At 47.7% G+C, this 22,563-nt stretch carries 23 protein-coding genes; 16 read left to right on the top strand and 7 right to left on the bottom strand.

Features of this window, described 5'->3' with window-relative positions; genetic code table 11:
• Positions 1-284 precede the first annotated feature (284 nt).
• The 8 genes from M0220_RS00415 to sthA all read left to right on the top strand — a co-directional run bounded on the left by M0220_RS00415 (position 285) and on the right by sthA (position 8,217).
• Positions 285-1,634 carry a Na(+)-translocating NADH-quinone reductase subunit A gene (locus tag M0220_RS00415; RefSeq protein ID WP_030069280.1) on the top strand — a complete coding sequence of 450 codons (1,350 nt, stop codon included), beginning with the start codon at positions 285-287 and terminating at the stop codon, positions 1,632-1,634.
• Complete coding sequence (locus tag M0220_RS00410; protein ID WP_030069284.1) at positions 1,634-2,860, top strand: NADH:ubiquinone reductase (Na(+)-transporting) subunit B; 1,227 nt, start codon at positions 1,634-1,636, stop codon at positions 2,858-2,860. The genes M0220_RS00415 and M0220_RS00410 overlap by 1 nt, the downstream gene beginning before the upstream one ends.
• Positions 2,860-3,681, top strand: coding sequence for a Na(+)-translocating NADH-quinone reductase subunit C (locus M0220_RS00405; RefSeq protein WP_030069286.1), 822 nt, complete (start codon positions 2,860-2,862; stop codon positions 3,679-3,681). Before M0220_RS00410 ends, M0220_RS00405 begins: the two co-directional genes overlap by 1 nt.
• Positions 3,682-3,683: 2 nt before the next feature.
• Entirely contained in the window at positions 3,684-4,352 is a 669-nt protein-coding gene (locus M0220_RS00400) for an NADH:ubiquinone reductase (Na(+)-transporting) subunit D (RefSeq protein WP_030069287.1), read from the top strand.
• Between the two features lies 1 nt (position 4,353).
• Positions 4,354-4,971, top strand: a complete 618-nt coding sequence (gene nqrE, locus M0220_RS00395) for an NADH:ubiquinone reductase (Na(+)-transporting) subunit E (RefSeq protein ID WP_030069289.1) — start codon at positions 4,354-4,356, stop codon at positions 4,969-4,971.
• A 68-nt stretch (positions 4,972-5,039) separates the two neighbouring features.
• On the top strand, positions 5,040-6,272 hold the full coding sequence (gene nqrF / locus M0220_RS00390) for an NADH:ubiquinone reductase (Na(+)-transporting) subunit F (protein ID WP_030069291.1): 1,233 nt from the start codon (positions 5,040-5,042) through the stop codon (positions 6,270-6,272).
• Between the two features lie 201 nt (positions 6,273-6,473).
• Entirely contained in the window at positions 6,474-6,728 is a 255-nt protein-coding gene (nqrM, locus tag M0220_RS00385) for a (Na+)-NQR maturation NqrM (protein WP_009723507.1), read from the top strand.
• Positions 6,729-6,825: 97 nt separating this feature from the next.
• Positions 6,826-8,217: a Si-specific NAD(P)(+) transhydrogenase gene (gene sthA / locus M0220_RS00380; RefSeq protein WP_030069294.1), complete on the top strand. Its 1,392-nt coding sequence runs from the start codon at positions 6,826-6,828 to the stop codon at positions 8,215-8,217.
• A 44-nt stretch (positions 8,218-8,261) separates the two neighbouring features.
• On the opposite strand, the gene M0220_RS00375 is transcribed toward sthA, so the two are convergent.
• The 5 genes from M0220_RS00375 to leuS all read right to left on the bottom strand — a co-directional run bounded on the left by M0220_RS00375 (position 8,262) and on the right by leuS (position 13,901).
• The gene (locus M0220_RS00375) at positions 8,262-9,203 is read right to left on the bottom strand and encodes a PA2778 family cysteine peptidase (RefSeq protein WP_264018365.1); all 942 of its coding nucleotides are present in this window, start codon (positions 9,201-9,203) and stop codon (positions 8,262-8,264) included.
• Between the two features lie 10 nt (positions 9,204-9,213).
• Positions 9,214-9,642 carry a PA2779 family protein gene (locus M0220_RS00370; protein WP_264018364.1) on the bottom strand — a complete coding sequence of 143 codons (429 nt, stop codon included), beginning with the start codon at positions 9,640-9,642 and terminating at the stop codon, positions 9,214-9,216.
• 100 nt (positions 9,643-9,742) lie between these two features.
• Positions 9,743-10,810 (bottom strand): DNA polymerase III subunit delta, encoded by a 1,068-nt coding sequence (holA, locus tag M0220_RS00365; RefSeq protein WP_264018363.1) that lies wholly within the window; start codon positions 10,808-10,810, stop codon positions 9,743-9,745.
• A complete protein-coding gene (locus tag M0220_RS00360; protein WP_264018362.1) occupies positions 10,807-11,319 on the bottom strand; it encodes an LPS-assembly lipoprotein LptE in 513 nt (170 codons plus the stop codon). The genes holA and M0220_RS00360 overlap by 4 nt, the downstream gene beginning before the upstream one ends.
• A complete protein-coding gene (leuS, locus tag M0220_RS00355) occupies positions 11,316-13,901 on the bottom strand; it encodes a leucine--tRNA ligase (protein WP_264018361.1) in 2,586 nt (861 codons plus the stop codon). Before leuS ends, M0220_RS00360 begins: the two co-directional genes overlap by 4 nt.
• A 164-nt stretch (positions 13,902-14,065) precedes the next feature.
• Here leuS and M0220_RS00350 point away from each other — a divergent pair, with 164 nt between their 5' ends.
• Positions 14,066-14,584, top strand: coding sequence for a zinc ribbon-containing protein (locus M0220_RS00350; RefSeq protein ID WP_030069306.1), 519 nt, complete (start codon positions 14,066-14,068; stop codon positions 14,582-14,584).
• 20 nt (positions 14,585-14,604) lie between these two features.
• On the opposite strand, the gene M0220_RS00345 is transcribed toward M0220_RS00350, so the two are convergent.
• On the bottom strand, positions 14,605-15,918 hold the full coding sequence (locus tag M0220_RS00345) for a hypothetical protein (RefSeq protein ID WP_264018360.1): 1,314 nt from the start codon (positions 15,916-15,918) through the stop codon (positions 14,605-14,607).
• A 924-nt stretch (positions 15,919-16,842) separates the two neighbouring features.
• Complete coding sequence (locus M0220_RS00340; RefSeq protein WP_264018359.1) at positions 16,843-17,496, bottom strand: hypothetical protein; 654 nt, start codon at positions 17,494-17,496, stop codon at positions 16,843-16,845.
• 780 nt (positions 17,497-18,276) lie between these two features.
• On the opposite strand from M0220_RS00340, the gene M0220_RS00335 reads away from it, so the two are divergent.
• From M0220_RS00335 to M0220_RS00305, 7 genes are all read left to right on the top strand, one after another.
• The gene (locus tag M0220_RS00335) at positions 18,277-18,984 is read left to right on the top strand and encodes an SMI1/KNR4 family protein (RefSeq protein WP_264018358.1); all 708 of its coding nucleotides are present in this window, start codon (positions 18,277-18,279) and stop codon (positions 18,982-18,984) included.
• The gene (locus M0220_RS00330) at positions 18,947-19,288 is read left to right on the top strand and encodes a hypothetical protein (RefSeq protein ID WP_264019246.1); all 342 of its coding nucleotides are present in this window, start codon (positions 18,947-18,949) and stop codon (positions 19,286-19,288) included. The genes M0220_RS00335 and M0220_RS00330 overlap by 38 nt, the downstream gene beginning before the upstream one ends.
• Positions 19,273-20,223: a hypothetical protein gene (locus M0220_RS00325; protein ID WP_264018357.1), complete on the top strand. Its 951-nt coding sequence runs from the start codon at positions 19,273-19,275 to the stop codon at positions 20,221-20,223. The genes M0220_RS00330 and M0220_RS00325 overlap by 16 nt, the downstream gene beginning before the upstream one ends.
• Positions 20,224-20,598: 375 nt before the next feature.
• A complete protein-coding gene (locus M0220_RS00320) occupies positions 20,599-21,021 on the top strand; it encodes a hypothetical protein (RefSeq protein ID WP_264018356.1) in 423 nt (140 codons plus the stop codon).
• An 87-nt stretch (positions 21,022-21,108) separates the two neighbouring features.
• Positions 21,109-21,495 (top strand): hypothetical protein, encoded by a 387-nt coding sequence (locus M0220_RS00315; RefSeq protein WP_264018355.1) that lies wholly within the window; start codon positions 21,109-21,111, stop codon positions 21,493-21,495.
• Between the two features lie 375 nt (positions 21,496-21,870).
• The gene (locus M0220_RS00310) at positions 21,871-22,251 is read left to right on the top strand and encodes a hypothetical protein (RefSeq protein WP_264018354.1); all 381 of its coding nucleotides are present in this window, start codon (positions 21,871-21,873) and stop codon (positions 22,249-22,251) included.
• On the top strand, positions 22,251-22,529 hold the full coding sequence (locus tag M0220_RS00305; RefSeq protein ID WP_264018353.1) for a hypothetical protein: 279 nt from the start codon (positions 22,251-22,253) through the stop codon (positions 22,527-22,529). Before M0220_RS00310 ends, M0220_RS00305 begins: the two co-directional genes overlap by 1 nt.
• The last annotated feature ends 34 nt before the right edge of the window (positions 22,530-22,563 follow it).

The raw sequence follows: 22,563 nt of genomic DNA, 5'->3' as shown, positions 1-22,563 counted from the left end.
CTAGCGCTGTGGAGCATGAAGTAACGTAAAACGCCACCTTCAGGTGGCGTTTTTTGTGGCGAAAACAAATCTACTTAAAGCGTATATAGCACTTTCGGAGGCCGTCAGGGATGTGGTCATTGGCCGCGCTTATCTTTATAATACGAGAGATTTTTCGGGGTGGTTCAACTTTGCTTGAGCCGGACTGGTAACAATCTGAGCAGAAAATAAGAATTTCACTGAGCAGAAAATAAGCATTCGAACCCCTTACCTTCGTATATCCGATCCATCAACTGGGCGAGACTATGATCGAAGTCAAAAAAGGCCTGGATCTCCCCATCACGGGAGCGCCCGAGCAGCGTATTGAAGATGCGCGGCCTGTGCGCCACGTGGCAATCCTGGGCACCGACTACGTTGGCATGAAACCAACGATGGAAGTTCAGGAAGGGGATAAGGTCAAACTAGGCCAATTGCTCTTCACCGATAAGAAAATTGATGGTGTACGCTTTACAGCGCCCGCCAGCGGTGAAGTAGTTGCTATTAACCGTGGCGAAAAGAGACGTTTGCTTTCTGTTGTTATTAAAGTCGATGAAAATGAAGAAGCGATGACATTTGCTTCCCATGATCGTGGCGCTTTAGAGCAGCTTGAACGTCAAACTGTTGTTGATCAACTGGTAGAGTCAGGTCTTTGGACTGCTTTGCGCACCCGGCCTTTTTCTCGCACGCCAGCCATCGACAGCACACCTACTGATATTTTTGTCACTGCCGTGGATACCCATCCGCTCAGTGCTGACCCTGCGGTAGTGATCAACGAAAACTCCCAAGCATTTGAAGACGGCCTCAAGGTGCTAACCCGCCTGACCGAGGGCAACGTTTTTCTGTGCACGGGTGCCAATGCGTCCCTTCCTGGTGGTGATGTTAGCGGCGTAAAAGCTGAAAGCTTTGCTGGCCCGCATCCTGCTGGTCTGGTGGGCACGCATATTCACTACCTTTCACCGGTAGCCCTGCATAAAAAAGTGTGGCACATCGGTTATCAAGATGTGATTGCCTTCGGCAAGCTGTTTATCGAAGGTAAGCTCGATATGAGCCGTATTATTGCCGTGGGTGGCCCGCGTGCTGAAAAGCCTCGTTTATTACGCACCCGTATAGGTGCTAGTACTGAGGAACTCTTAGCAGGTGAGATCATCAAACCTGAAGACACCCGCGTAATTTCAGGCTCTGTATTCTCTGGTGCTTCAGCAGAAGGGAATCTGACCTATCTGGGGCGTTTCCATAATCAAATTAGCTTGCTCGAAGAGGGCAACAAGCGCGCCTTTATGGGGTGGTTGTCTACAGGTGCTAATCGCCACTCTGTTATGGGCATCTATATCTCCAAGATTAAAGGCCTGAGTAACTACGCGCCGACAACGTCTACCAATGGTTCTGAACGTGCCATGGTACCGGTGGGTAATTACGAACGCGTCATGCCGTTGGACGTAATGCCAACACAGTTACTGCGTTCGCTGATTGTGGGCGACATTGAGGTTGCCATGCAGCTTGGGTGTCTTGAGCTGGACGAAGAGGATCTGGCACTGTGTACCTATGTTTGCCCCGGTAAATATGAGTACGGCCCTATCCTGCGTGACAATCTCACCATGATCGAGAAAGAGGCCTGATGATGGGTATTCGACAAACACTCGATAATCTCGAGCCGCACTTCCATAAAGGTGGTAAATACGAAAAGTTCTACCCGCTCTACGAAGCGGTAGATACTATTTTTTATTCGCCGCCTAGCGTCGCTAAAACCACTTCTCACGTGCGTGATGGTATTGACCTGAAGCGCATCATGATTACAGTGTGGATGTGTACTTTTCCTGCCATGTTCTTCGGTATGTGGAACGCGGGCTGGCAGGCAAATACCGCAATTGATGCAGGCTATGCATCCATGAGCGGTTGGCGCGAAGCGATTATGATGACCCTAGCGGGTGGGCATGATCCAAGCAGTCTGTGGGCCAACTTTGTACTGGGTGCGACTTACTTCTTACCTATTTACCTCGTTACGTTCGTGGTAGGTGGTTTTTGGGAAGTGATGTTCGCCATCAAGCGCGGTCATGAAGTTAACGAAGGCTTCTTCGTAACGTCTGTGCTTTTTGCTCTGATTCTACCGGCAACTATTCCGCTATGGCAGGTTGCTTTAGGTATCACCTTCGGCGTCGTCATAGGTAAAGAGATCTTTGGTGGTACAGGTAAAAACTTCCTGAACCCTGCTTTAACTGGTCGAGCATTTCTATACTTTGCCTATCCGGCGCAAATTTCCGGTGACGCAGTATGGGTAGCAGCCGATGGCTATACTGGTGCAACAGCACTTTCCATGGCTTTCCAGGACGGTATGACTGCGTTGACCAACACTTACAGCTGGTGGGATGCCTTCTTAGGCTTCATTCCTGGCTCAGTAGGTGAAGTATCAACGCTGGCAATCCTTATCGGTGCCGCAGTACTGCTTTGGACTAAGATCGCTAACTGGCGAATTATGCTGGGCGTTTTCTTGGGCATGGTTATTACCAGTACGCTGTTCAACTTAATTGGTTCTGACAGCAATCCCATGTTCGCAATGCCTTGGTATTGGCACCTAGTGATTGGCGGTTTCGCTTTCGGCATGGTGTTTATGGCAACGGACCCAGTGTCTGCGGCTATGACTAACCAAGGTCGCTTAGTGTTTGGTGCGCTAATTGGTGTGATGACCGTGCTGATTCGCGTAGTAAACCCGGCCTTCCCTGAAGGGATCATGTTAGCCATTTTGTTTGCCAACTTGTTTGCGCCGCTGATTGACCACATGTTCGTCCAGGCCAATATTAAACGCCGTCTCAAGCGGACTGGCGTACCGGCCGAGGAGACAGCCTAATGGCACAAGGTAACAACTCCATCAAGAAGATCCTGATCGTAGCGTTTTCGCTGTGTATCGTGTGCTCGGTGATCGTGTCGACGGCTGCTGTGGCGCTACGTCCTGCACAGCAGTTAAATCAGGAGCTGGACCGTAAAACCAACATTCTTAACGTGGCACGCCTTTATGAGCCTGGTATGGATGTTGAAGAAGCGTTCCGCACCCAGATCACTGCGCGTGTGGTAGAGCTTGATTCTGGTGAGTATACCGATCAGTTCGACCCAGATACCTTTGATGGCTTCGAAGCGTCTCGTGATCCGGCAACGGGTCGTACACTGTCTGGCGACCGTGATATCGCAGGTTTGTCTCGTGTTGAGAACTTTGCGACTGTCTACCTTGTCGGCGATGAAGAGAATCCAGACCAAATTGTTCTGCCTATCCGTGGGCAAGGACTTTGGGGACGCATGATGGGCTTCTTGGCTGTCGAAGGTGACGGTAATACCATTGTCAGTATCACCTACTATGACCACAGCGAAACACCGGGCCTTGGCGCTGAGGTGAATAATCCGCGCTGGCAAGCTCAGTGGGAAGGTAAGAAGATTTACGATGAAGAGGGCGACCTCTCACCGGAAATCCACCTGACCAAAGGCGGTGCAAGCAATGAGTACGAAGTTGATGCGCTATCTGGTGCAACGCTGACTAGTAACGGCGTGACTAACATGCTGCAGTTCTGGTTCAGCGAAGAAGGTTTCGGTCCTTATTTGGCGAAGTTCCGTAGTGGAACTGAGCCAGAAGACGCCGAAGATACCGACACCAACTTCGACGACGTTGAGGGGGCCTGATCATGGCGGATGCAAATGCAAAAAGCGTCTTAACGGCGCCGATCTTTAAGAATAATCCCATTGCGCTCCAGATTTTAGGGATTTGTTCTGCACTAGCGGTGACTACCAGCATGAGCGTCTCGCTGGTAATGGCGCTAGCGGTAATTTTTGTTACGGCCTTTTCGAACCTATTCGTATCGTTGATTCGGAACCATATTCCGTCTTCGATCCGTATCATTGTTCAAATGACCATCATTGCGTCACTAGTTATCGTGGTTGACCAGATCCTCAAAGCTTACGCTTATGAAATGTCTAAGCAGCTGTCGGTATTCGTGGGTCTGATCATCACCAACTGTATCGTAATGGGCCGTGCAGAAGGCTTTGCTATGTCCAATACCCCGGGCATGTCGTTCCTTGATGGTATTGGAAATGGCCTGGGTTACGGTTTCGTTTTAATGGTCGTTGGCTTCTTCCGTGAATTGCTAGGTGCTGGCAGCATCTTTGGTTTCACCGTCCTGCCTACCATTCAAAATGGTGGTTGGTATGTGCCTAACGGTATGATGCTGCTACCGCCTTCTGCCTTCTTTATTATCGGTTTGCTGATCTGGGTACTGCGTTCAGTCAATCCTGAGCAGGTAGAAGAGAACGAGTTCAAAATGAAGCACAACACCAAGCCGAAGGAGGCCGTGTAACATGGAACACTATCTAAGCCTTTTCGTTGCTTCGGTTTTTGTTGAGAACTTGGCACTGGCTTTCTTCTTAGGAATGTGTACGTTCCTGGCGGTTTCCAAGAAAGTTTCGGCTGCCTTTGGCCTTGGAATTGCTGTTATTGTCGTACTGACTATTTCAGTACCGGTCAATAACCTAGTGTTCAACTTGCTGCTGGCTGAAGGCGCATTGTCTTGGACCGGCGTAAGCGGTGCTGAAAATATCGATCTTTCATTCCTGGGGCTTCTGAGCTACATCGGCGTTATTGCCGCACTGGTTCAGATTCTGGAAATGTTCCTCGATAAATACGTTCCTGCGCTCTACAACGCACTGGGCGTCTTCCTACCGCTGATTACCGTTAACTGCGCCATCCTAGGTGGTGTTCTGTTCATGGTTGAGCGTAACTACAACTTTGGCGAATCCGTAATCTATGGTTTCGGTTCTGGTGTTGGCTGGGCGCTTGCTATTACAGCGCTGGCTGGTATCCGTGAGAAGCTGAAGTATAGCGACGTGCCTGGCGGTCTTCAGGGTCTTGGCATCACGTTTATTACCGTTGGCTTAATGTCGTTGGGCTTTATGTCCTTCTCAGGCATTCAGCTTTAATCGGAGCCGGTTTTCTCGGCAGCCCAGGCTGCCGAGGTACAGAAAACCTTCAGCAATAGGAAACCGACATGGTTGATACATCTGTCATCTTGCTCGGTGTTGTCATGTTCACGATCATCGTTATTAGTTTGACGGCGATCATTCTGGCAGCGCGCAGCAAGCTAGTGAGTAGCGGGGACGTGACGATTGAAGTCAACGGCGACCCCGAGCATACCCTGCAGACCCAGGCTGGTGGTAAGCTTCTTAACACCTTAGCTGCAAACGGAATCTTTCTTTCTTCTGCCTGTGGCGGTGGCGGCTCTTGTGCTCAGTGTAAGTGCCGAGTAGAAGAGGGCGGCGGCTCTATTTTGCCGACCGAAGAATCCCATTTCACTATGCGTGAGAAGAAAGAAGGCTGGCGTCTATCTTGTCAGGTTCCTGTTAAACAGGACATGAAAGTAGAAGTGCCTGAAGAAGTGTTTGGTGTGAAGAAGTGGGAAACTGAAGTAACTGCCAACCCCAATGTGGCTACCTTCATTAAAGAGCTGAACCTTAAGCTACCTGAAGGTGAAGAAGTTGCTTTCCGCGCCGGTGGTTATGTTCAGCTGGTAGCGCCGCCCTACGATATTAAATTCGCCGATTTTGACATCGAAGAAGAGTATCGTGGCGATTGGGAAAAATTTGATATGTTCAAAATTTCCCATAAGAACGACGAGGAAGTAATCCGCGCCTACTCAATGGCTAACTACCCGGATGAAAAAGGCCTCCTCAAGTTCAACATTCGTATCGCGACACCGCCTCCGGGTACTAACCACCCGCCGGGTCTTATGTCTACCTACGTCTTCAATCTGAAGCCGGGTGACAAAGTGACCGTTATGGGTCCGTTTGGTGAGTTCTTCGCCAGAGACACTGATGCAGAAATGGTCTTCATCGGTGGTGGTGCAGGCATGGCGCCGATGCGTAGCCATATCTTTGACCAGCTCAAGCGCTTGAAGTCGTCGCGCAAGATCTCCTTCTGGTACGGTGCGCGTTCTTGGCGTGAAACCTTCTACAATGAAGAGTACGATCAGCTGGCTGAAGAGTTCCCGAACTTTGAGTGGCATCTGGCACTGTCAGACCCGCAGCCAGAGGATAACTGGGAAGGGCCGACCGGCTTCATCCACAATGTACTGTATGAAAACTACCTGAAGGATCATCCTGCTCCTGAAGATTGTGAGTACTACATGTGTGGGCCGCCGATGATGAACGCGTCTGTTATTAAGCTACTGCTGGATATGGGCGTAGAGCCGGAAAACATTCTGTTAGATGACTTCGGCGGTTAATACAGTATTGCAGTAAACTGCCTTCAGGCATAAGCGGGGCTGACCTTTTGGTCAGCCCCGTTTTTGTGAGCACTGGAAAAACGCTTTGCCGTCTGATCATTTTGGAGTGGCTGAGGTACAATAGATATTAAAATTCTACGGCACTTAACGACATGATCGTTGTCGGCAGGTGAACAGTTAATGCAATGCTGGGAGGTACGCATGACAATCTGGCTACTGGTATTTGGTTTTATGGCACTGGTAATGACAGCCATGGCTGTTGGGGTATTAATGGGTCGAAAGCCTATCGCTGGCTCCTGTGGCGGTTTAAATCAGCTGGGCTTAAAAGAAGGCTGTGACATCTGTGGTGGTAAAGATGAGGTTTGCGAAGAAGAAAACCGTAAGCGTGGAAGTGTGCGCCGCCGTAGCGATGAAAGTCGTGGAGCTGACCTAGGTTATGACGCAACACGTCGTTAATCTGGCAACTTGCTTTTCAGACGCCCACTTGCTGTGGGTGTTTACGTAAATGCTCTTAAAGCGCTTTTACCGTAAGGAATAAGGAGATCCAAGTCGTATGGCAGTTCACAATTACGATGTCGTGGTGATAGGTACTGGTCCCGCTGGGGAAAGCGCTGCCATAAACGCCGCTAAGCATGGCAAGCGAGTGGCGATTATTGAAAAGCAGGCCCAGGTGGGTGGCAACTGTACGCACTGGGGTACTATCCCTTCAAAAGCGCTGCGCCATCAGGTCAAACAGATCATGGCGTTCAATACCAACCGCATGTTCCGCGATATCGGTGAACCCCGCTGGTTTTCTTTCCCCAAAGTGATGGAACGTTCGCGTGGCACCATCGATAAACAAGTTGAAATGCGCACGACATTTTACGCGCGCAACCGTATTGATCTGTTTCATGGTATGGCTCGTTTTAAAGATGACCATACCGTGGTGGTGCGAGATCGACAGGAAGGTGTGGAGGAGCTGATTGCTAAAAAAATTGTTATTTCTACCGGCTCTCGGCCTTATCGTCCGGCGGATATTAACTTTCGTCATCCGCGTATTTACTGCTCTGATACGATTCTCAGCCTTTCCCATACACCGCGGACACTGGTGATCTTTGGGGCAGGTGTAATCGGTTGTGAGTACGCCTCTATCTTTTCGGGCCTAGGCGTTAAGGTTGATTTAATCAACAACCGCGATAGCCTCCTTTCATTTTTGGATGATGAAATCAGTGATGCGCTTTCCTATCATCTGCGCAAACACGGTGTCTTGATTCGTCATAACGAAGACTATAAAAGTGTCGAAGGCGACGAAGCTGGTGTAACCGTAAACCTGAAGTCGGGCAAGAAAATCCGCGCCGATGCGTTTCTCTGGGCGAATGGCCGTACCGGTAATACGGATAGTCTTGGGCTTGAGAATATCGGCTTAGAGGCAAACGGCCGAGGCCAGCTTAGCGTTGATGAGCACTACCGCACCACGATTCCGCATATTTACGCTGCAGGCGATGTGATTGGTTGGCCGAGTCTCGCCAGTGCTGCCTACGACCAGGGGTTAAACTCCTGTAACGAGCTACTGGAAAAAGAGTATCGTTTCGTTAGCGATGTGCCCACCGGGATTTACACCATTCCCGAAATCAGCTCTTTTGGCCCCAACGAGCGTGAGCTAACCGAAGCCAAAGTGCCCTACGAAGTGGGTAAAGCCTTCTTTAAAGATACTGCTCGTGCGCAAATTACCGGCGATACAGTGGGAATGCTGAAAATTTTGTTCCATCAAGATACGCTGGAAATTTTGGGTATCCATTGCTTTGGTGACCAGGCGTCGGAAATTCTACACATTGGGCAGGCAATTATGCAGCAGGAAGGTGAGGCGAATACTGTGAAGTACTTCATTAACACCACCTTCAATTATCCTACAATGGCAGAAGCATATCGGGTAGCAGCACAAAATGGCTTAAACCGAATGTTTTAAAATGTTCGAAGTAGGGGGTATTCCCCCCTATGTTCACCATCTATTTACCAATTATCCAGCAATTGCTGAGCGCGGGGCTGCCAGTCTCCGTCTAAAGCGGCAGCGCGAATAAGTGCTTCGCGGGCAGTGTCCGTTTGCCCTTGTTGTAGCTTTAAAATTGCAAAATTAAGCCATGCAGCCCCCATGGAGGGATCAAGCTGTGTGGCTGATGCGAAGGCTTCCATTGCTGCTTTAGGTTGTTGATCGGCGTATAGCGCATTACCGAGCGCAAATTGACCCAGCGGTTGGGCAGGGAAGCGTTCTACAAAGGCTTGCCAACTGGAAAGCGTTGCTACAGGCCCATGCTGCTCCTCATAAGCGCTAATGGCTTCCAGTGCATTGCGGGCTGTCACGCCTTCGGGCAGGCTGTCAGGTTCGCTAACCACAAAACCCCAGCGTTCACTGCGTGCCCAAGTAGCATCAAAGCGGCTAAACGACATTGTATGCCGTTCGATTTCACCACTGCGTAAGATCAGTGTTTCATTAGGCAAATCAAAACCGATAGCCACCGCGTAGTGCCACATTGGGAAGGCTGGTAATGATAAGTTTTGCATTACTACTACTGGGTCGCCTGTTTCCAGGTGGCCAAGCAGCGCGTCCATAGTGGGGCGAATTGGAATTGCCAGCTGCTGATAACGGCGTACAGTGGCTAGCATTTCAGGTTGAACGCTACCATCTCGGCCAGGCAAAAACACCTGTGGGATTAACTGCTCAAGCCCTACACCTACCCCCTGGTGATTAAGCACCATGGCCAGTGTTGCTGGGCCACATTGATACTCCGTTTGGGCGTAAAACGGTACTTCGGTGAGCTCAGTTTGCGGTGTAAGGCTAGCTTTAGTGCTTTCTAGTAGCACTGGGCTGCGGGCGCAGCCGCTAAGCAGAGTGGGCAGCAGTAGAGCCAGCAGTAAAACGCCCGCAAAGCGGGCGTTTAAAAGGTGTTTTATCATGGAAGACAAATCAGCGAGTGAATGGATAAACATCGGTCAGGCCGAGAATGTCAGTCACTAGTAGGATCACAAATACTGCAAACAGAGCGCCAATCACGCCGGCGCCGGCGGGCAGCTGTTCAAGCTGTTCGGCCATTTGCTGCGCTTCGGCGTCGCTCAGCGCAGCAACGCGAGCTTCAACGTCATCTAAATTAACACCTTGCTTTAGCAGCTGTTCTTGCACGTCTGCACGGGAAAGAATGTCATTGATGCGCTCGCGATCAGCATCAGCACGGTCACCTGCTAAAACAGATTGCGTAGAGACTAAGTTTGTAGAGGCTAAGTTTGTGGAAGCAGTGTCCACACCCTGTGGGGCTGTAGGAGCAGCAGCAACAGGTAGGCTGGTAATGACTAACGCAGCGATCAGTAAACTTGAGAGGTAAGCACGCACTTTTTTCATTGTCTTCATCCTTAGACGTATCGGGGAGCAAGTTAATTTATAACTTGAATCAATAGTATAGAAATAAACCGCACTGGATTTAAGGCAAAAACTAAAAGTACTAATTATTTGCACTAATGCGGTAGGTCCATGGGGTTTCAGCTAAAAGCCCCTTGCCACCAGCCATAGTCATGGCTAGGTCGTGAAGTCCAGGCCATAACGGCACCGCTGAAGCGCCCTTCACAGCAAGGTCTAAACGTTGGGCCATTAACAGAAGCTTGTGTAAACGTTTCATTGATAGGCGGCTGATCGCTTTTTGATAAGCGGGGCGGCGTTTATCAAAAATCATCGGCTTCTGGGTTTTGCACGCGTGCTCAAAGCTTTGCCCTTGATCCAAATGCTGGTGTAACGATAACAGGGTACGTAGCTCACGACTGAGTGCCCAAAGCACAATGGGGGCTTCAACCCCTTCACTGCGCAGCCCATTGACGATGCGCGAGGTGCGGCTTGGCTCACCTTTTAAACAGGCATCCGCCAGATTGAACACATCGAAGCGAGTGCTGTCTTCCACGCCCTGGGCAATGCTTTCGACATTAAGACGAGTGTGAGGCGGATGAATAAGCGCAAGTTTTTGCAGCTCTTGATCAGCGGCCAACAGATTACCTTCGGTACGTTCACCCAATAAACGAGCCGCTTCTAAGTCAATTTGCAAACCATGTAGCGATGCACGATCCCGGAGCCAATAGCCTAAACGTGAGGCATCAACGGGCCATACAGGTACAAATAACCCTTGTTTGTCGAGCGCTTTAAACCAAGCGCTTTTTTGCTGCTTAGCGTCTAACTTGCCCATGCTGATCAGCAGTAAATCGTCACTACCACCCATCATCTCAGCATACTGAGCCAGTGCTTTACTGCCATCTTGGCCCAGTTTGTGTGTTCCTAACCGCAGTTCAAGGAGCTTATTAGAGGCGAATAAGGAGAGATTGCTGGCGGTTTCCAGCAGCCGGCCCCAGGAAAAATTAGCCTCTACATCAAGCACTTCCCGTTCTTCGACTCCCGCTTGCCGCGCGGCTAAGCGCACGGCATCGCAGGCATCTCGATGTTGCAATGGTTCATCACCGGCAACAATCACGACCTTGGGCAATTTTTTTGCTAAGGCCGCGGGAAGCTGATCCGAAAATACCTTCACTGAATGGCCTCAAGGTTTGCCAATCTTTCGATAATGCGCTCAGCCAGTTGCCGCGTTAGCGTTTGTTCCGCTTCTTGAAAGAGGGTTTCGCGATTGAGCAGATCATCATCACTGACTCGAATGCGAGTACTGGTAGTTACTGTTGCATTGTTAAGTACGTAAGCATTGTTTTCTCGCTGCTGTACAGAGAGAGACGTGCTTAACGTTAGCTCGTGTTCTTGGCTGGCACGCCCTTCGCTGCCAATACGGCGTTGGCGAAGTGCTGGCGAGCCTAGCGTGACTCGCCAGGGCGCACCGTCAGAAACCTCGGTGCTTTGCTGTAACAATCTGATGCGTAGCTGTTGGGCCAAGGCACTTGTGTTATCGCCCTCTAATGACAGTGCAGGCAAACGCGGCATTGACTCTAAACCGCGCAGGCGAAAACCACAGCCACTGAGTAGCACCGCCGCTGAGGCGGCGATGCTGGTAGCGAGGAAACGACGGCGTGTAACGTGTTGGGATAGCTTCATCCACTCACCACAATGTTAACCAGCTTACCGGGTACAACGATGACTTTACGAACCGTTTTACCTTCCAGATGGCGCTGGACGTTTTCGTTCTCCATCGCAAGCGTCTCGATGGCAGCTTTGTCGGCGCTAGCCGGAGCTTCTAGGCGCGCGCGAAGTTTACCGTTTACTTGCACGACTAGTTCGATACTGTCGCGGGTGAGCGCGGCTTCATCCACCTTTGGCCACTGGGCTTCAATAGCGGGCTGGTCATAACCCAACTGTTGCCACAGTGTATGGCACAGGTGTGGTGTAATGGGCGCTAGCAGCAGCACGCATGCTTCAAGCGCTTCGCGACTGACCGCTAGGCCGAGTTCGGACGTATCGTCGAACTTAGCCACTGCATTCGAGAGTTCCATTACCGCAGCAATGGCGGTATTGAAGGTGGTGCGGCGGCCAATGTCATCACTGGCTTTCTTGATAGTCTCGTGGGTTTTACGACGCAGCGCTTTTTGGTCGTCGTTCAACGCATCAACGGTCAATTCGCCCGGTGTACCCGCAGCAAGGTGTTCGGTAACCTGACGCCAAATCCGCTTCAAGAAGCGGTGCGCACCTTCAACGCCTGAATCCGACCACTCCAACGACTGCTCAGGCGGTGCGGCAAACATCATAAATAGGCGTACGGTGTCGGCACCAAACTTGTCGATCATCGACTGTGGATCAACACCGTTGTTTTTCGATTTAGACATCTTCTCGATGCCGCCCATTTCCACCGGCTGGCCGTCGCTCATTAAGAGGGCACTTAATGGGCGACCTTTCTCATCACGTTTCACTTCTACATCGGCAGGGTTAAACCACTCTTTGCCACCGTTATCTTTAAAGCGGTAGAAGGTTTCCGCGATCACCATGCCTTGGGTGAGCAGCTGCTGGAACGGCTCATCGGAATCCACCATCCCGAAATCGCGCAGCAGTTTGTGGAAGAAGCGGGCATAAAGCAGGTGCAGAATCGCGTGTTCGATACCGCCAATATAGAGATCAACGGGCAGCCAGTAATTGGCGCGTTCATCCAGCATCGCTTCGTGATTGTCCGCACAGCAGAAGCGGGCGAAGTACCAGGAGGATTCCATGAAAGTGTCGAAGGTATCGGTTTCGCGCACCCAGCCATCGCCCAGCTCGGAAAACTCTGGCATTTTCTTTAGCGGTGAACCAGAAGCGTCTACGGTCACTTCCATAGGTAATGCTACCGGTAGCTCGTCATCAGAGAGCGGTACGGTTTGGCCTTCCGGGCCGTATTTCACCGGAATCGGCGCGCCCCAGTAACGCTGACGAGCAATACCCCAGTCACGCAGGCGGTAGTTGGTTTTCACCTCACCACGGCCAAGCTCCGCAAGCTTCGCGGCAATTGCATCAAACGCTGCCTGGAATTCTAGGCCATCGAACTCGCCTGAGTTAATCAGCGTGCCGTACTCAACGTAAGCACCTTCGGAAATGTCCGGCTGGTTGCCTTGGGCATCGGCCACCACAGGCTTCAGCTCTACGCCGTACTTGGTCGCAAACTCCCAATCGCGTTGGTCGTGGGCAGGCACTGCCATGACCGCGCCGGTACCAAACTCCATTAACACGAAGTTGGCCACAAATACCGGCACTTCATCACCAGTTAGCGGATGAATCGCTTTGTGCCCAGTGAGCATGCCCAGCTTTTCTTTGGTGGCCATTTCGGCTTCTGAGGTGCCACCTTTGGCACACTCGTCACAAAACGCCGCCAGCTCGCTGTTTTGCGCAGCAGCCTGCTTGGCCAGCGGGTGGCCAGCAGCCACAGCTACATAGGTAACACCCATCAGCGTATCTGGGCGGGTGGTGTAGACCGCCAGCGGCTCGCAAGCACTGCCATCTTCCGCTTGAATATCAAAGGTCATCTCAACGCCACGGGATTTACCAATCCAGTTGCGCTGCATGGTTTTAACTTGCTCAGGCCACTCGACGTTTTCCAAATCTGCTAACAGCTCATCGGCGTAGTCGGTAATCTTCAAGAACCACAGCGGGATCTCTTTACGCTCAACCGGTGCGCCAGAACGCCAGCCACAGCCATCAATGACCTGCTCGTTGGCCAGTACGGTTTGGTCAACCGGGTCCCAGTTCACGGTGGACATCTTTTTGTAGACCAGGCCTTTCTCTACCAGCTTGGTGAAGAACCACTGTTCCCAGCGGTAATAGCTGGTATCACAGGTGGCAAATTCGCGGCTCCAATCGTAGGCAAAGCCAAGCGCCTTCAACTGGTTACGCATATAATCAATGTTTTGATAGGTCCACTTGGCGGGCGGCACCTGATTTTGAATAGCGGCATTTTCCGCAGGCATGCCAAATGCGTCCCAACCCATGGGCTGCATGACATTTTTACCCTGCATACGCTGGAAGCGGGATACAACGTCGCCGATAGTGTAATTACGCACGTGACCCATGTGCAGCTTGCCGCTGGGGTAGGGGAACATGGATAGGCAGTAGAACTTTTCGCGATTGGCGTCTTCTACTGCTTTAAAGCACTGGTGTTTGTCCCAGTACTGCTGAGCGTCACGTTCGATCTCTCGGGGGCTGTAATGTGCGTCCATCGGTGTTTTCAATGCCTTGGGGTAATTCGCCCCTAAAAGGGCGTAAAGTGAATAATAGATGACGACTGTCAGATAAGTAGCGTCGATTGTATCCTATGCAGGTGTATCCTTGAACGGGTAGCCGATGATAGGCCACACCCTGGGTCGACAAAAGGAGAGGGACCATGGAACAACATAACGATCACCGTTTGCGCGAAGGCTACGAGCGCCTGCTAGAGCGCATGCAGGACGGGGCTAATGAGCTTACCTGGGAAAACCTTCAAAAGGATTTAGACGAGGCCGTTGCTTTTGAAGCAGAGCTTGAAGAGTACACCAAAGACGAGCTAGCGCTGCTGCGTGCCTGGGTAGAGCGTGATTTGAAAGATATGCGCTACTACATGGCAGATACCGGTAAGCAGGTTGCAAGCTGGTTAGGTATCGATATCGACAGCCTGTCACGACGGGTGGCGGAATCGCTGCTTTCAATCGCCGACCGCAGTGTGGTGGAACGCGAACGCTTCGAAGATGACCTGGAAGCCGCCCGCGCCGACTACTGCGAAGGTGAAGTAGCCGCGCCCGGCCTGATGGCGTGCGTGCATTGCGATGCCCAGGTGATGCTAGAAAGCGTCTCTCGCCTGGAACCATGCCACCAGTGTGGCCACCGCTACTTCTACCGTTTTCCGAGCAAAATCGTCGAAACATGAGTGGCTAATTCGCCCATCATTTAATTGACCCACATGCTCAGGCCTGCGATCGCTCCTAGCGAGAGCAGGCTCATCATCGCTGCATACAGTAAATTATTTTTCATCATGCGGTAGCCGCTAACCCCGTAACGCCCCTGCAGTGAAAGGTTAATGCCGGAAAGTGGCCCAACGCTGGTGCCTACCGCCCAGGCGCTCAGCGCGACAAAGGCAAACAGCGTTTGCTCACCACTGGCTAAATTCAAAATAGATGCCAGTACGGAAACGCCAATAATCGGGTGCAACCCCACCAGCGCACTTAACGTAATCGCCGCAAAGCTCACCATGGCTTGCCACATGCCAAAGGTGGCAAATAGCGTCCAGTCGTCACCTGCTGCCGCTGCAACCAGGGTAGAAAGCCCCAGGGTTAATAAGCCTGCTGCTAAAAACAACGAAATTTCCCCGCGCATTGCGGGTAGCCGTGTGGTGGTATGCTGGCGAATGCGTCGCAAGGTATAGCGCGCGCCTTCCTTCAGGTTGCTGAGTACCGCCACTGCTGGTAGTAAAAAGGTAATGATGCTGACAATGGTGAGCGACGGCGTCAGCCAAAAGTGAAACAGCATCACCAGCGCGGCCATGCCCGCAGGCATTAACAGACTACGCGGCGAAAGCGAAAAGCCGTCTACCTCGGCTAAATCAAACCGCCGCCTAAGCTCTAACGTCGTTAACAGCCCTGAAAGCATCGCCAACGGAAAACCAATTAGCGCAATCTGGCCGTACTGCACTTCTGGCACTAATGCGATGACTATCGCCATAGAGGCAAAGAAAGGCGACCACAGCGCCGCGCTACTCAGCCCACGGTTAAGCGCCAATAGCTGGGGTGTGGTTAGCGGGGAGCGCCTAGCTAAACGGTCGCCGACCATAAAGACCGTCGAAAGATTCAAAATAGTGCCGAGAAAGTGCACGCCCAGCCACGTACGCAGCACGCCATCTGCACCGGTCACCCGCTTACCCGGCGTGCGTTTATTACCCTGAGTTCCCAGCAAAGAAATAAAGCTAACGCCCACCAGCATGCTGACCACAAACACGTTGCCCTGAAGCATGGCAGGCCAATTCACATTGGCACCGTAAACCACCCGAGCCACCATCAGCATCAACACCCCAATAGCAATCAGCACCCCCGCTTGAATACGCGAACGCCTAGGAATATCCCGCCACAACAGCGCCACTGCCGCCCACAACAAATAGCTCACCGCCTGCGCCGTTGGCATCGCACCGGTAAAGCCCACTATCTGCGCTAAAAGCCCCAGCAGCACCAGCACACCCGCCACCCGCTGCCGCATCGTTGTCTCTTGCATCTCAATCCCTTACTGGTTGAGTTAGCAGGCTAATAGGATTCTTAACCGTTGGCTAGCGCAAGAGAAGCGAAGAGGGCGTTTACCGAAAGAAAAGTCTAATTCTCGTAGCGCGGTGCCTGATGCTGCCCACAGGCCGCGAATGATTGTGGGAGGGCGCTTCAGCGCGCGATGATAATGCCGCCAACATTGGCCGCGCCGTTATAACCAATGAAAGCCCAATGAAAGCAACGTGTAGCGCGTAACGAATCTGCGAGGAACGAGCAGTGAGACACCCGCGAAAGAGCAAGGGCACGGATCAACACATACAACGATAGAAGCATAACAAAGCGGCGTTCCTGCTTTGCTATGCCAAAGAAAAAAGAGTTGTGCCAAAAGTGCATAGTTTGTTTAATATAGCATTAGACAAGAACAACACAAACCAAACGGTCGCCAGCGGAGCGAGTTAACGCGTCCCAGTTGTACCGGGGCGGTAGCATGCTTTCATGGTACTTAGCTATCACCATATAAGTAGTGGCGCCACAGCACACAAGTGACTGGGTGGGGAGAAATGCTGCTAGAGGGAAGTAAACACATCCATGCAGCCTGCCGATAGGCAGAACAGTATTTCTTACCAACACACCCAGTATAGAAGGGCCATTGCCTTCCTGATGGTTTCGTTCTTGCTTTCATAACGGTACGTACTAAAGATGGTTACTCTATCTTTGAAGCCTTGACCATCTCTCACTGTTACTGATCCCCAAGAGAAAACGGTGCCTTTTACCCTTAAGCTCAGGCAAGAGATAATCTGAGGAAATGAACATTAAGCTTCAGCTCGAAGATAAAACCCCGGCTAGGCTTTACAGGTCATCAGCAGAGGTTTTTATTTGTGCAAATAAGTGAATATTAATTTAACTGGTTGAGTAATAAATATTAACTTACCAGTGATCAAAATAACTGTTGAATCTTATCAAAAACAATCCATTCACCTGGTTCAAATGCATTACCTGGTAATGTGTGCGTAAGTGTAATACCAAGCATTGGGGACCAATAGACTTCGAACTCCACCATACGTGCATGAAAAACCGTATTAGAATTTTCTAATTCGATCTCAGACCCGTCAAGATTAGTTAAAGTAGTTCGACGGAGTAAAAGATGCCAAACATCATACTGACATTCACCGATATGATGAGTTGTTGAATCAAGATATTCTAAGCGATTATGCCCGTGGTCCGATCTTATAGTAGAACCATCTAAAGCCTGTGTTGAAAAAACAACCTTGGAAGCCCAGAAATTATTTTCATCAAGTTGTATCAAATCTGTGAGATCCGCCTCGTGAGTCGCAATCTCCTTACCTCCATCGTTTTCAACTTTGAGAGTCAATAGACCATAAGCCATTTGGCGCTGTTCAACTTCCCCAATAGGTTGGGAAATACGACTCCTGCTAACGAGCGAGTTGTCAACTGGACGGAACTCTAAACTATATCCATCGATTTTATTGATGAGTTTTATGCCCTTATCGAGCTCCGAGGGGCAGTCTTGTGCATTGGCAAGCATGCTGAAACTAGCTATAACGGCGATATAAAAAAATCGATAGATCATAGTAGATATATCCACAGAATAGTGTAAATCTAAGGTGTAATCTATACTGTGGTTAATGTCAAGCTTTCAGCTGGGAAGTGGAATGACGATCAGACTTTTACTTATTATGATAATGTGCATATCGTTGACTAGCTTCAAGTTCAGGAGTGCTTTGCCTGTACCTGAGATTGTCCTTCATATTAAACTAACTGAAGCTGCTGAGCTAAAACTAACTCAATCAGGTGAAGTTATCTCTTGAACCTTTTATTTTGATGGACCTGGCACCCCTTTTCATTCAAATAGAAAAAATTCCCCTTATCGTAGTGTGTTCCTTGGAGAGTATAGATTTGAAATAGGGCAGGCAGGAGAAGTTCGCTTTACCGACGCTATTATTTCAAGAGAGGCGTTTGATAGACTTTCTGATGAGAACTATTATTTCTTTTTAAACATCTATTCAGGCCGTCGAGTATTTGAAAACAATATCTTGAGAGGAGGCTATGTTGCAGGCCGATTTGAAGATTTGAAGTTGCAGCAACCAATTCACGTAAATTTATCATTGTTAAGTGAGTGAGGGAAGAGATTTAATAATCAGTCTGTCTCGCAAAAGTGAGTTAATCAGAAGTCTATTGATAAAATAAAAATATTTATATTGTAATCAAGGTCAATAATAAAGCGAATCTATACTATGGATTAATGCTTCATTTTCGATTTTTTTTGAATAGAGGAGTAGGGGGTTTAAAAAGTGAAATTTGTCTTAAATTAATATCTGTGATTGTTGGTATTTGAATTATGATAGCATTAATGCTTGTTGTCTTTTTAATAATAACGGCTTTTTTATTTTACTACCCTATACAAATGAAAAAGCTATTTAAACAAGAGCAAAAAGATTTTGAAAACGGTAATTATACAATGTCTATTCTAAGCAGCCAAGAACTATGGGATGCACTAGCCCAAGAACTCAAAATCATTGCCCCTAAAATCACTATTGAAATGAACACAGGAGCAAGCCCCCAAGATTTTCAAAAACTTGAATACCTTATAGGAGCTACATTACCCGATGGCTTTAAACGTCTTTATGTCTTGCACAATGGACAAAAAAACTGCTTCCCCCCTTTTTACTACACCGAAGAACTTTTGAGCATAGACCGTATTATTCAAGAATGGTCGGTATGGAAACAACTTTTGGATAACAAGTACTTTCAACATCCCGATGGCACGTCCTACACTAGCGAACCACATCCACATATAAAAAACAATTGGTGGAACCCCAAATGGATACCCATTACCAATGATGGTAATGGCAACCACTTGTGCTTGGATTTAGACCCTGCCGATGGTGGTTTATATGGTCAGATTATAAGAATGTGGCACGATGATTCGGCACGTTCAGTAGAAGCCTTTTCGCTTGAAGATTTATTTAACCAATACCTAAAAAAACTAAAAAGCGGCGACTTTTTTTACAGTGATGACTATGGCGGTATCATTGAAAAATGGGAAGAGAGAAAATAAATTACTTAATCTGAAGTCAAACAATATGAAACAACAACTAGAAAAGTTTAACCAACTAATTTTTGAACTGCAATATGCAAAAGCAAAACACTACAGCGACTATTTTTCCGAGAATGAGACGCTATTTTTCAACACAGTTAATTTTAGCGAAAGCGGGGGGCATTATGACATAACTTGGTATGCATATGAAAACGGATATTACTCTTGTAATAGAGAAGAGTCGCCAAAATATAACCCTGATAAAATTTCAAAAAGGGAGAGTATTTTGCAGAGGTTTTCAATTGGTGCTTGGATATTATTTTAGACCATCCCGACAAAATTCGCTCCCTACACTTTACCAATTATGACGTAGGTGCCAATGGCACACGAGATTGGAATTTTACCCGGCTCATCGAAAGCGAAGCGGTATTTCAAAACCTTATAAGTTTTAAGGTGCAACTCTATCTTCGTGGCGACCACAACACCCCTATTATTACCCAAAATCAAGATTATAGTTTTGACAATTCGGTAACACAATTGCTAAAAAAGATGCCTAATATTTACAAGTTTGAGGTACCTACTCCGGCAGATGAGCGTCTTTTTGAAGTAGTATTTTCTAATCTTAAGCGCATCACGGTTCAAAGTAATTATACCCACGGCAATTTCATCAAGAATTTAGCAAAATCCCCCATACTGTCTCAACTCGACTCACTTGATTTTACAGATGTAGCGTTTGACCAAGAACTAAGCTACAGAAGCCATAAAGCTATCGAAGCCGATGAATACTACAAAAGAGCAATTGCATTTAAAAAGGACATCATTGCCAAAACAGGCGATAAAAAACAGGCAGATAAGGCCTTCTTAACCAAAATGTACCAAGAGGAAGGCTTGGAAGCAGGTGCAATAATCTATGAATTATTTAATGCTGATTTAGTAGCCCTCACAAAAGAAGAATTCATCGAATTAGCCCATAAATACGAAGAAGCCGAAGAAGATATTCAAGTAAGTATCGAATGCTTTGAAGAAAAAGGCGTTTGGGACGAAGTAGGCAATTATGTTGAACCAAAAGAAGAAGATTCATTGGATTTTGATGAAGACTTTGATTTGGCAAATAATGAGTTGAATAAACGAACACCTTTTGAAGACTATAAAGCCCTTTTTAAAGCTATAGATAAAGACAAGCGTTTTCACTTCAAGCTTCGGGAATATTACCTCACCCAAGAACAACTTTTTGAATTAGACCAACTAAACCCCAAATAGCCTCACTCTTTGTAGATCGCGAACGCTGGGCTTATCGAGAAAACATAATTACCCACGGCCTAGAAATTACCGCAGGAAACAAACGAAGAGTTTTTCATCCAGCCGAAGGAATGTATCTCAAGATGAATTGCCCAAACTGCAAAAAAAAATAGACCAAAAAACTGCCTTTACTTGGATTGGAAACTGGACAAAATACCTTTCAATGCCCGTATTACCAAAACATAACACACATCGTCTGCTACAGCATAGAGCCCGAATGGGATTCAGCAACATTGGCATCATGCTGTGGAACACTCATTGGGAAGCCAAAACAGAGTTTATCAACGCAATGGAGCAATTATTTCAATGCCCTGTAAGCCTAGTTAAAGTTCGAATATGAAAAAATCACTATCAATACTACTCTATTTTGTTGCATTTTCACTACCCGTGTATCTTTTTGAAATTACATATAGAAGTCAATTTAGCGAGCTTGAGCTTAATTCAGGTGGTGTTTATCGCGATGCCCCTAATTTCTATCTGCTGCTCTCACTAATTCTTGCATTTTTAGTCGCTTGGGCATCTACTCAATTTTCCAGAAAGATAGTATTCTGGTTTATCGTTATTTTTGTCAATATCCTATTTTATATTTGGATGTGTTTCTTTGTCGCTACTGAATCTATGCACTTGCGTGGTACCACTTGGCCTTATATAGACATACTGAATTACCTTGTTTTAAATAAGTGGTATTTCTATGTTTTTGGGAGTGTAGGGATTGCTTTGCTTTTTTTATTACCTTTAAATTCAGGCGAAAGACAATGAAAAAAACTTAACTGATAGACTTAAGAAACTAAGTTTAGACGAGCGGTTTATTTTAAAAAAGAAGACTTTGAAAACTAGAGTGATCAATTGAACTGTTCAGAACTGGTAGTGCTTGAAGGGAATGGTCGTTTTTCTGGCTATTTTTATGAAGATGAATATCCTGTTGAGATTGTTGAGCATCAAAAAAATGTAGAGTTTTGTGGCTATAAAGATAGTTTTATCCGCTGGGGTGTGGACTTGGTGGGAATGGTGCTCACCCAAACCAATGTTTTAGAAATTGAATTATCCCATCCCAGTTCGGGGATAAAAAAGCTATATGTTTACAGAGGAGCGAAAAAACCTATCGACTACTGTGGCTTAAAATACAGTCATACCCTAGCAATGAAGTCGTTTAGTTGTTTTTTAAGATATGTAGACCGCTATCCCTTTAATGACGTAGAAGATCTTCACATTTCCAGTTTTAACTATGATTAGCAAAACGACCAAGTGCGTTATAAACAAAACACACCTGCTGATTATATTGTAATTACTGCTAGCACTGAAGGGCTTTTATACTTAGCTGAAGTTTTTCTAAATTTTGGACGGGCAGAAAGCCAAGACAACGAAATCAATTTTGAACGAATACGCACGGCCTTTTCGCTCAACAGCTTAGAAGCCAGATTTTGGTTGCCGGGAAGTTTGTTTTTTACGGTGATAATTTAAGTTCGTTTAAGCCCTAATAAAAAAATATATATTGCTTTAGTTGTCATCTTGTTGTTCTTCGGCATAGTATATGAGCAAGAATATTCTATCAAGTGGCTTGAGATTCAATGATCTTAATTGGTTATTTATCATTGATATATAAATAATATGAAAAAAGTATCTGTATCTATATTGACACTCTTGGTAATAGTAGCGGTTGTAGTTTTTTTTGTTATTCCTAAAGAGTACCAATATCGCTCGGCTTGGCATCCTTTGGTATGGTTTACCTTGCCTCAAAAAATGAAAATAATTAAGTATCAAGACAGTTGTAAAGGTGCCTTGTTTAGTAAAGGGTTTATTTCTTGTCAAGGCGGCGTGTGTGGTCGGCGGTTTACAGTTCATCTGAATGCACTCACTCAGCCAGATGAAATGGATCTTATGATTAAGTCAGGTGCAAACTTGGTGCTCGTTAGAGCGGAAAGCCAAAAAAGCTATAATGCTAGAGAGTGTAGCCTATTTCATATTGATTTCTTTTATGAGGAATACTAATGCCTTTTCTTACTAAACTTATTCTGATTTTTTTGCTCTCTTTGAATGTTAAAGCTGCTGAAAGCTCAGAAATTGTAGGATCGATTTGGCCTCAACTACACAACTACCTGAGTGTAAGAGAGGTAGGTAACGATGCAGTCGCAGTATCCGAGCAGGTAGCAGAAGTTTGTGATGGCATGTACCCGCGGGAGTGTTTGCTGTTTATGGCAGAACGGCTTTTATTACACTCTACTGATGCTTCAAGGAACAGTGAGCTAAACAATTTTGCTTTTTTTTAGCGCGTCAGGGAGAGTTTTCAGCAGCAGAGCATGT

The sequence above is a fragment of the Halomonas qinghailakensis genome, assembly GCF_025820815.1.
Lineage (GTDB): Bacteria > Pseudomonadota > Gammaproteobacteria > Pseudomonadales > Halomonadaceae > Vreelandella > Vreelandella qaidamensis.
Note: the sequence above shows the minus strand (reverse complement) of the source record. Positions and strands in the feature narration are given on the sequence as shown.

Coding starts and splice junctions, on each gene's coding strand:
- M0220_RS00340 (WP_264018359.1), bottom strand. CDS start 17,496: ATGATCTATCGATTTTTTTATATCGCCGTTATAGCTAGTTTCAGCATG.
- leuS (WP_264018361.1), bottom strand. CDS start 13,901: ATGGACGCACATTACAGCCCCCGAGAGATCGAACGTGACGCTCAGCAG.
- nqrF (WP_030069291.1), top strand. CDS start 5,040: ATGGTTGATACATCTGTCATCTTGCTCGGTGTTGTCATGTTCACGATC.
- M0220_RS00400 (WP_030069287.1), top strand. CDS start 3,684: ATGGCGGATGCAAATGCAAAAAGCGTCTTAACGGCGCCGATCTTTAAG.
- M0220_RS00335 (WP_264018358.1), top strand. CDS start 18,277: ATGCTTGTTGTCTTTTTAATAATAACGGCTTTTTTATTTTACTACCCT.
- M0220_RS00405 (WP_030069286.1), top strand. CDS start 2,860: ATGGCACAAGGTAACAACTCCATCAAGAAGATCCTGATCGTAGCGTTT.
- M0220_RS00345 (WP_264018360.1), bottom strand. CDS start 15,918: ATGCAAGAGACAACGATGCGGCAGCGGGTGGCGGGTGTGCTGGTGCTG.
- M0220_RS00375 (WP_264018365.1), bottom strand. CDS start 9,203: ATGATAAAACACCTTTTAAACGCCCGCTTTGCGGGCGTTTTACTGCTG.
- M0220_RS00310 (WP_264018354.1), top strand. CDS start 21,871: ATGAAAAAAGTATCTGTATCTATATTGACACTCTTGGTAATAGTAGCG.
- sthA (WP_030069294.1), top strand. CDS start 6,826: ATGGCAGTTCACAATTACGATGTCGTGGTGATAGGTACTGGTCCCGCT.
- M0220_RS00330 (WP_264019246.1), top strand. CDS start 18,947: ATGGCGGTATCATTGAAAAATGGGAAGAGAGAAAATAAATTACTTAAT.
- M0220_RS00415 (WP_030069280.1), top strand. CDS start 285: ATGATCGAAGTCAAAAAAGGCCTGGATCTCCCCATCACGGGAGCGCCC.
- nqrM (WP_009723507.1), top strand. CDS start 6,474: ATGACAATCTGGCTACTGGTATTTGGTTTTATGGCACTGGTAATGACA.
- M0220_RS00360 (WP_264018362.1), bottom strand. CDS start 11,319: ATGAAGCTATCCCAACACGTTACACGCCGTCGTTTCCTCGCTACCAGC.
- nqrE (WP_030069289.1), top strand. CDS start 4,354: ATGGAACACTATCTAAGCCTTTTCGTTGCTTCGGTTTTTGTTGAGAAC.
- M0220_RS00350 (WP_030069306.1), top strand. CDS start 14,066: ATGGAACAACATAACGATCACCGTTTGCGCGAAGGCTACGAGCGCCTG.
- M0220_RS00370 (WP_264018364.1), bottom strand. CDS start 9,642: ATGAAAAAAGTGCGTGCTTACCTCTCAAGTTTACTGATCGCTGCGTTA.
- M0220_RS00320 (WP_264018356.1), top strand. CDS start 20,599: ATGAAAAAATCACTATCAATACTACTCTATTTTGTTGCATTTTCACTA.
- M0220_RS00410 (WP_030069284.1), top strand. CDS start 1,634: ATGATGGGTATTCGACAAACACTCGATAATCTCGAGCCGCACTTCCAT.
- M0220_RS00305 (WP_264018353.1), top strand. CDS start 22,251: ATGCCTTTTCTTACTAAACTTATTCTGATTTTTTTGCTCTCTTTGAAT.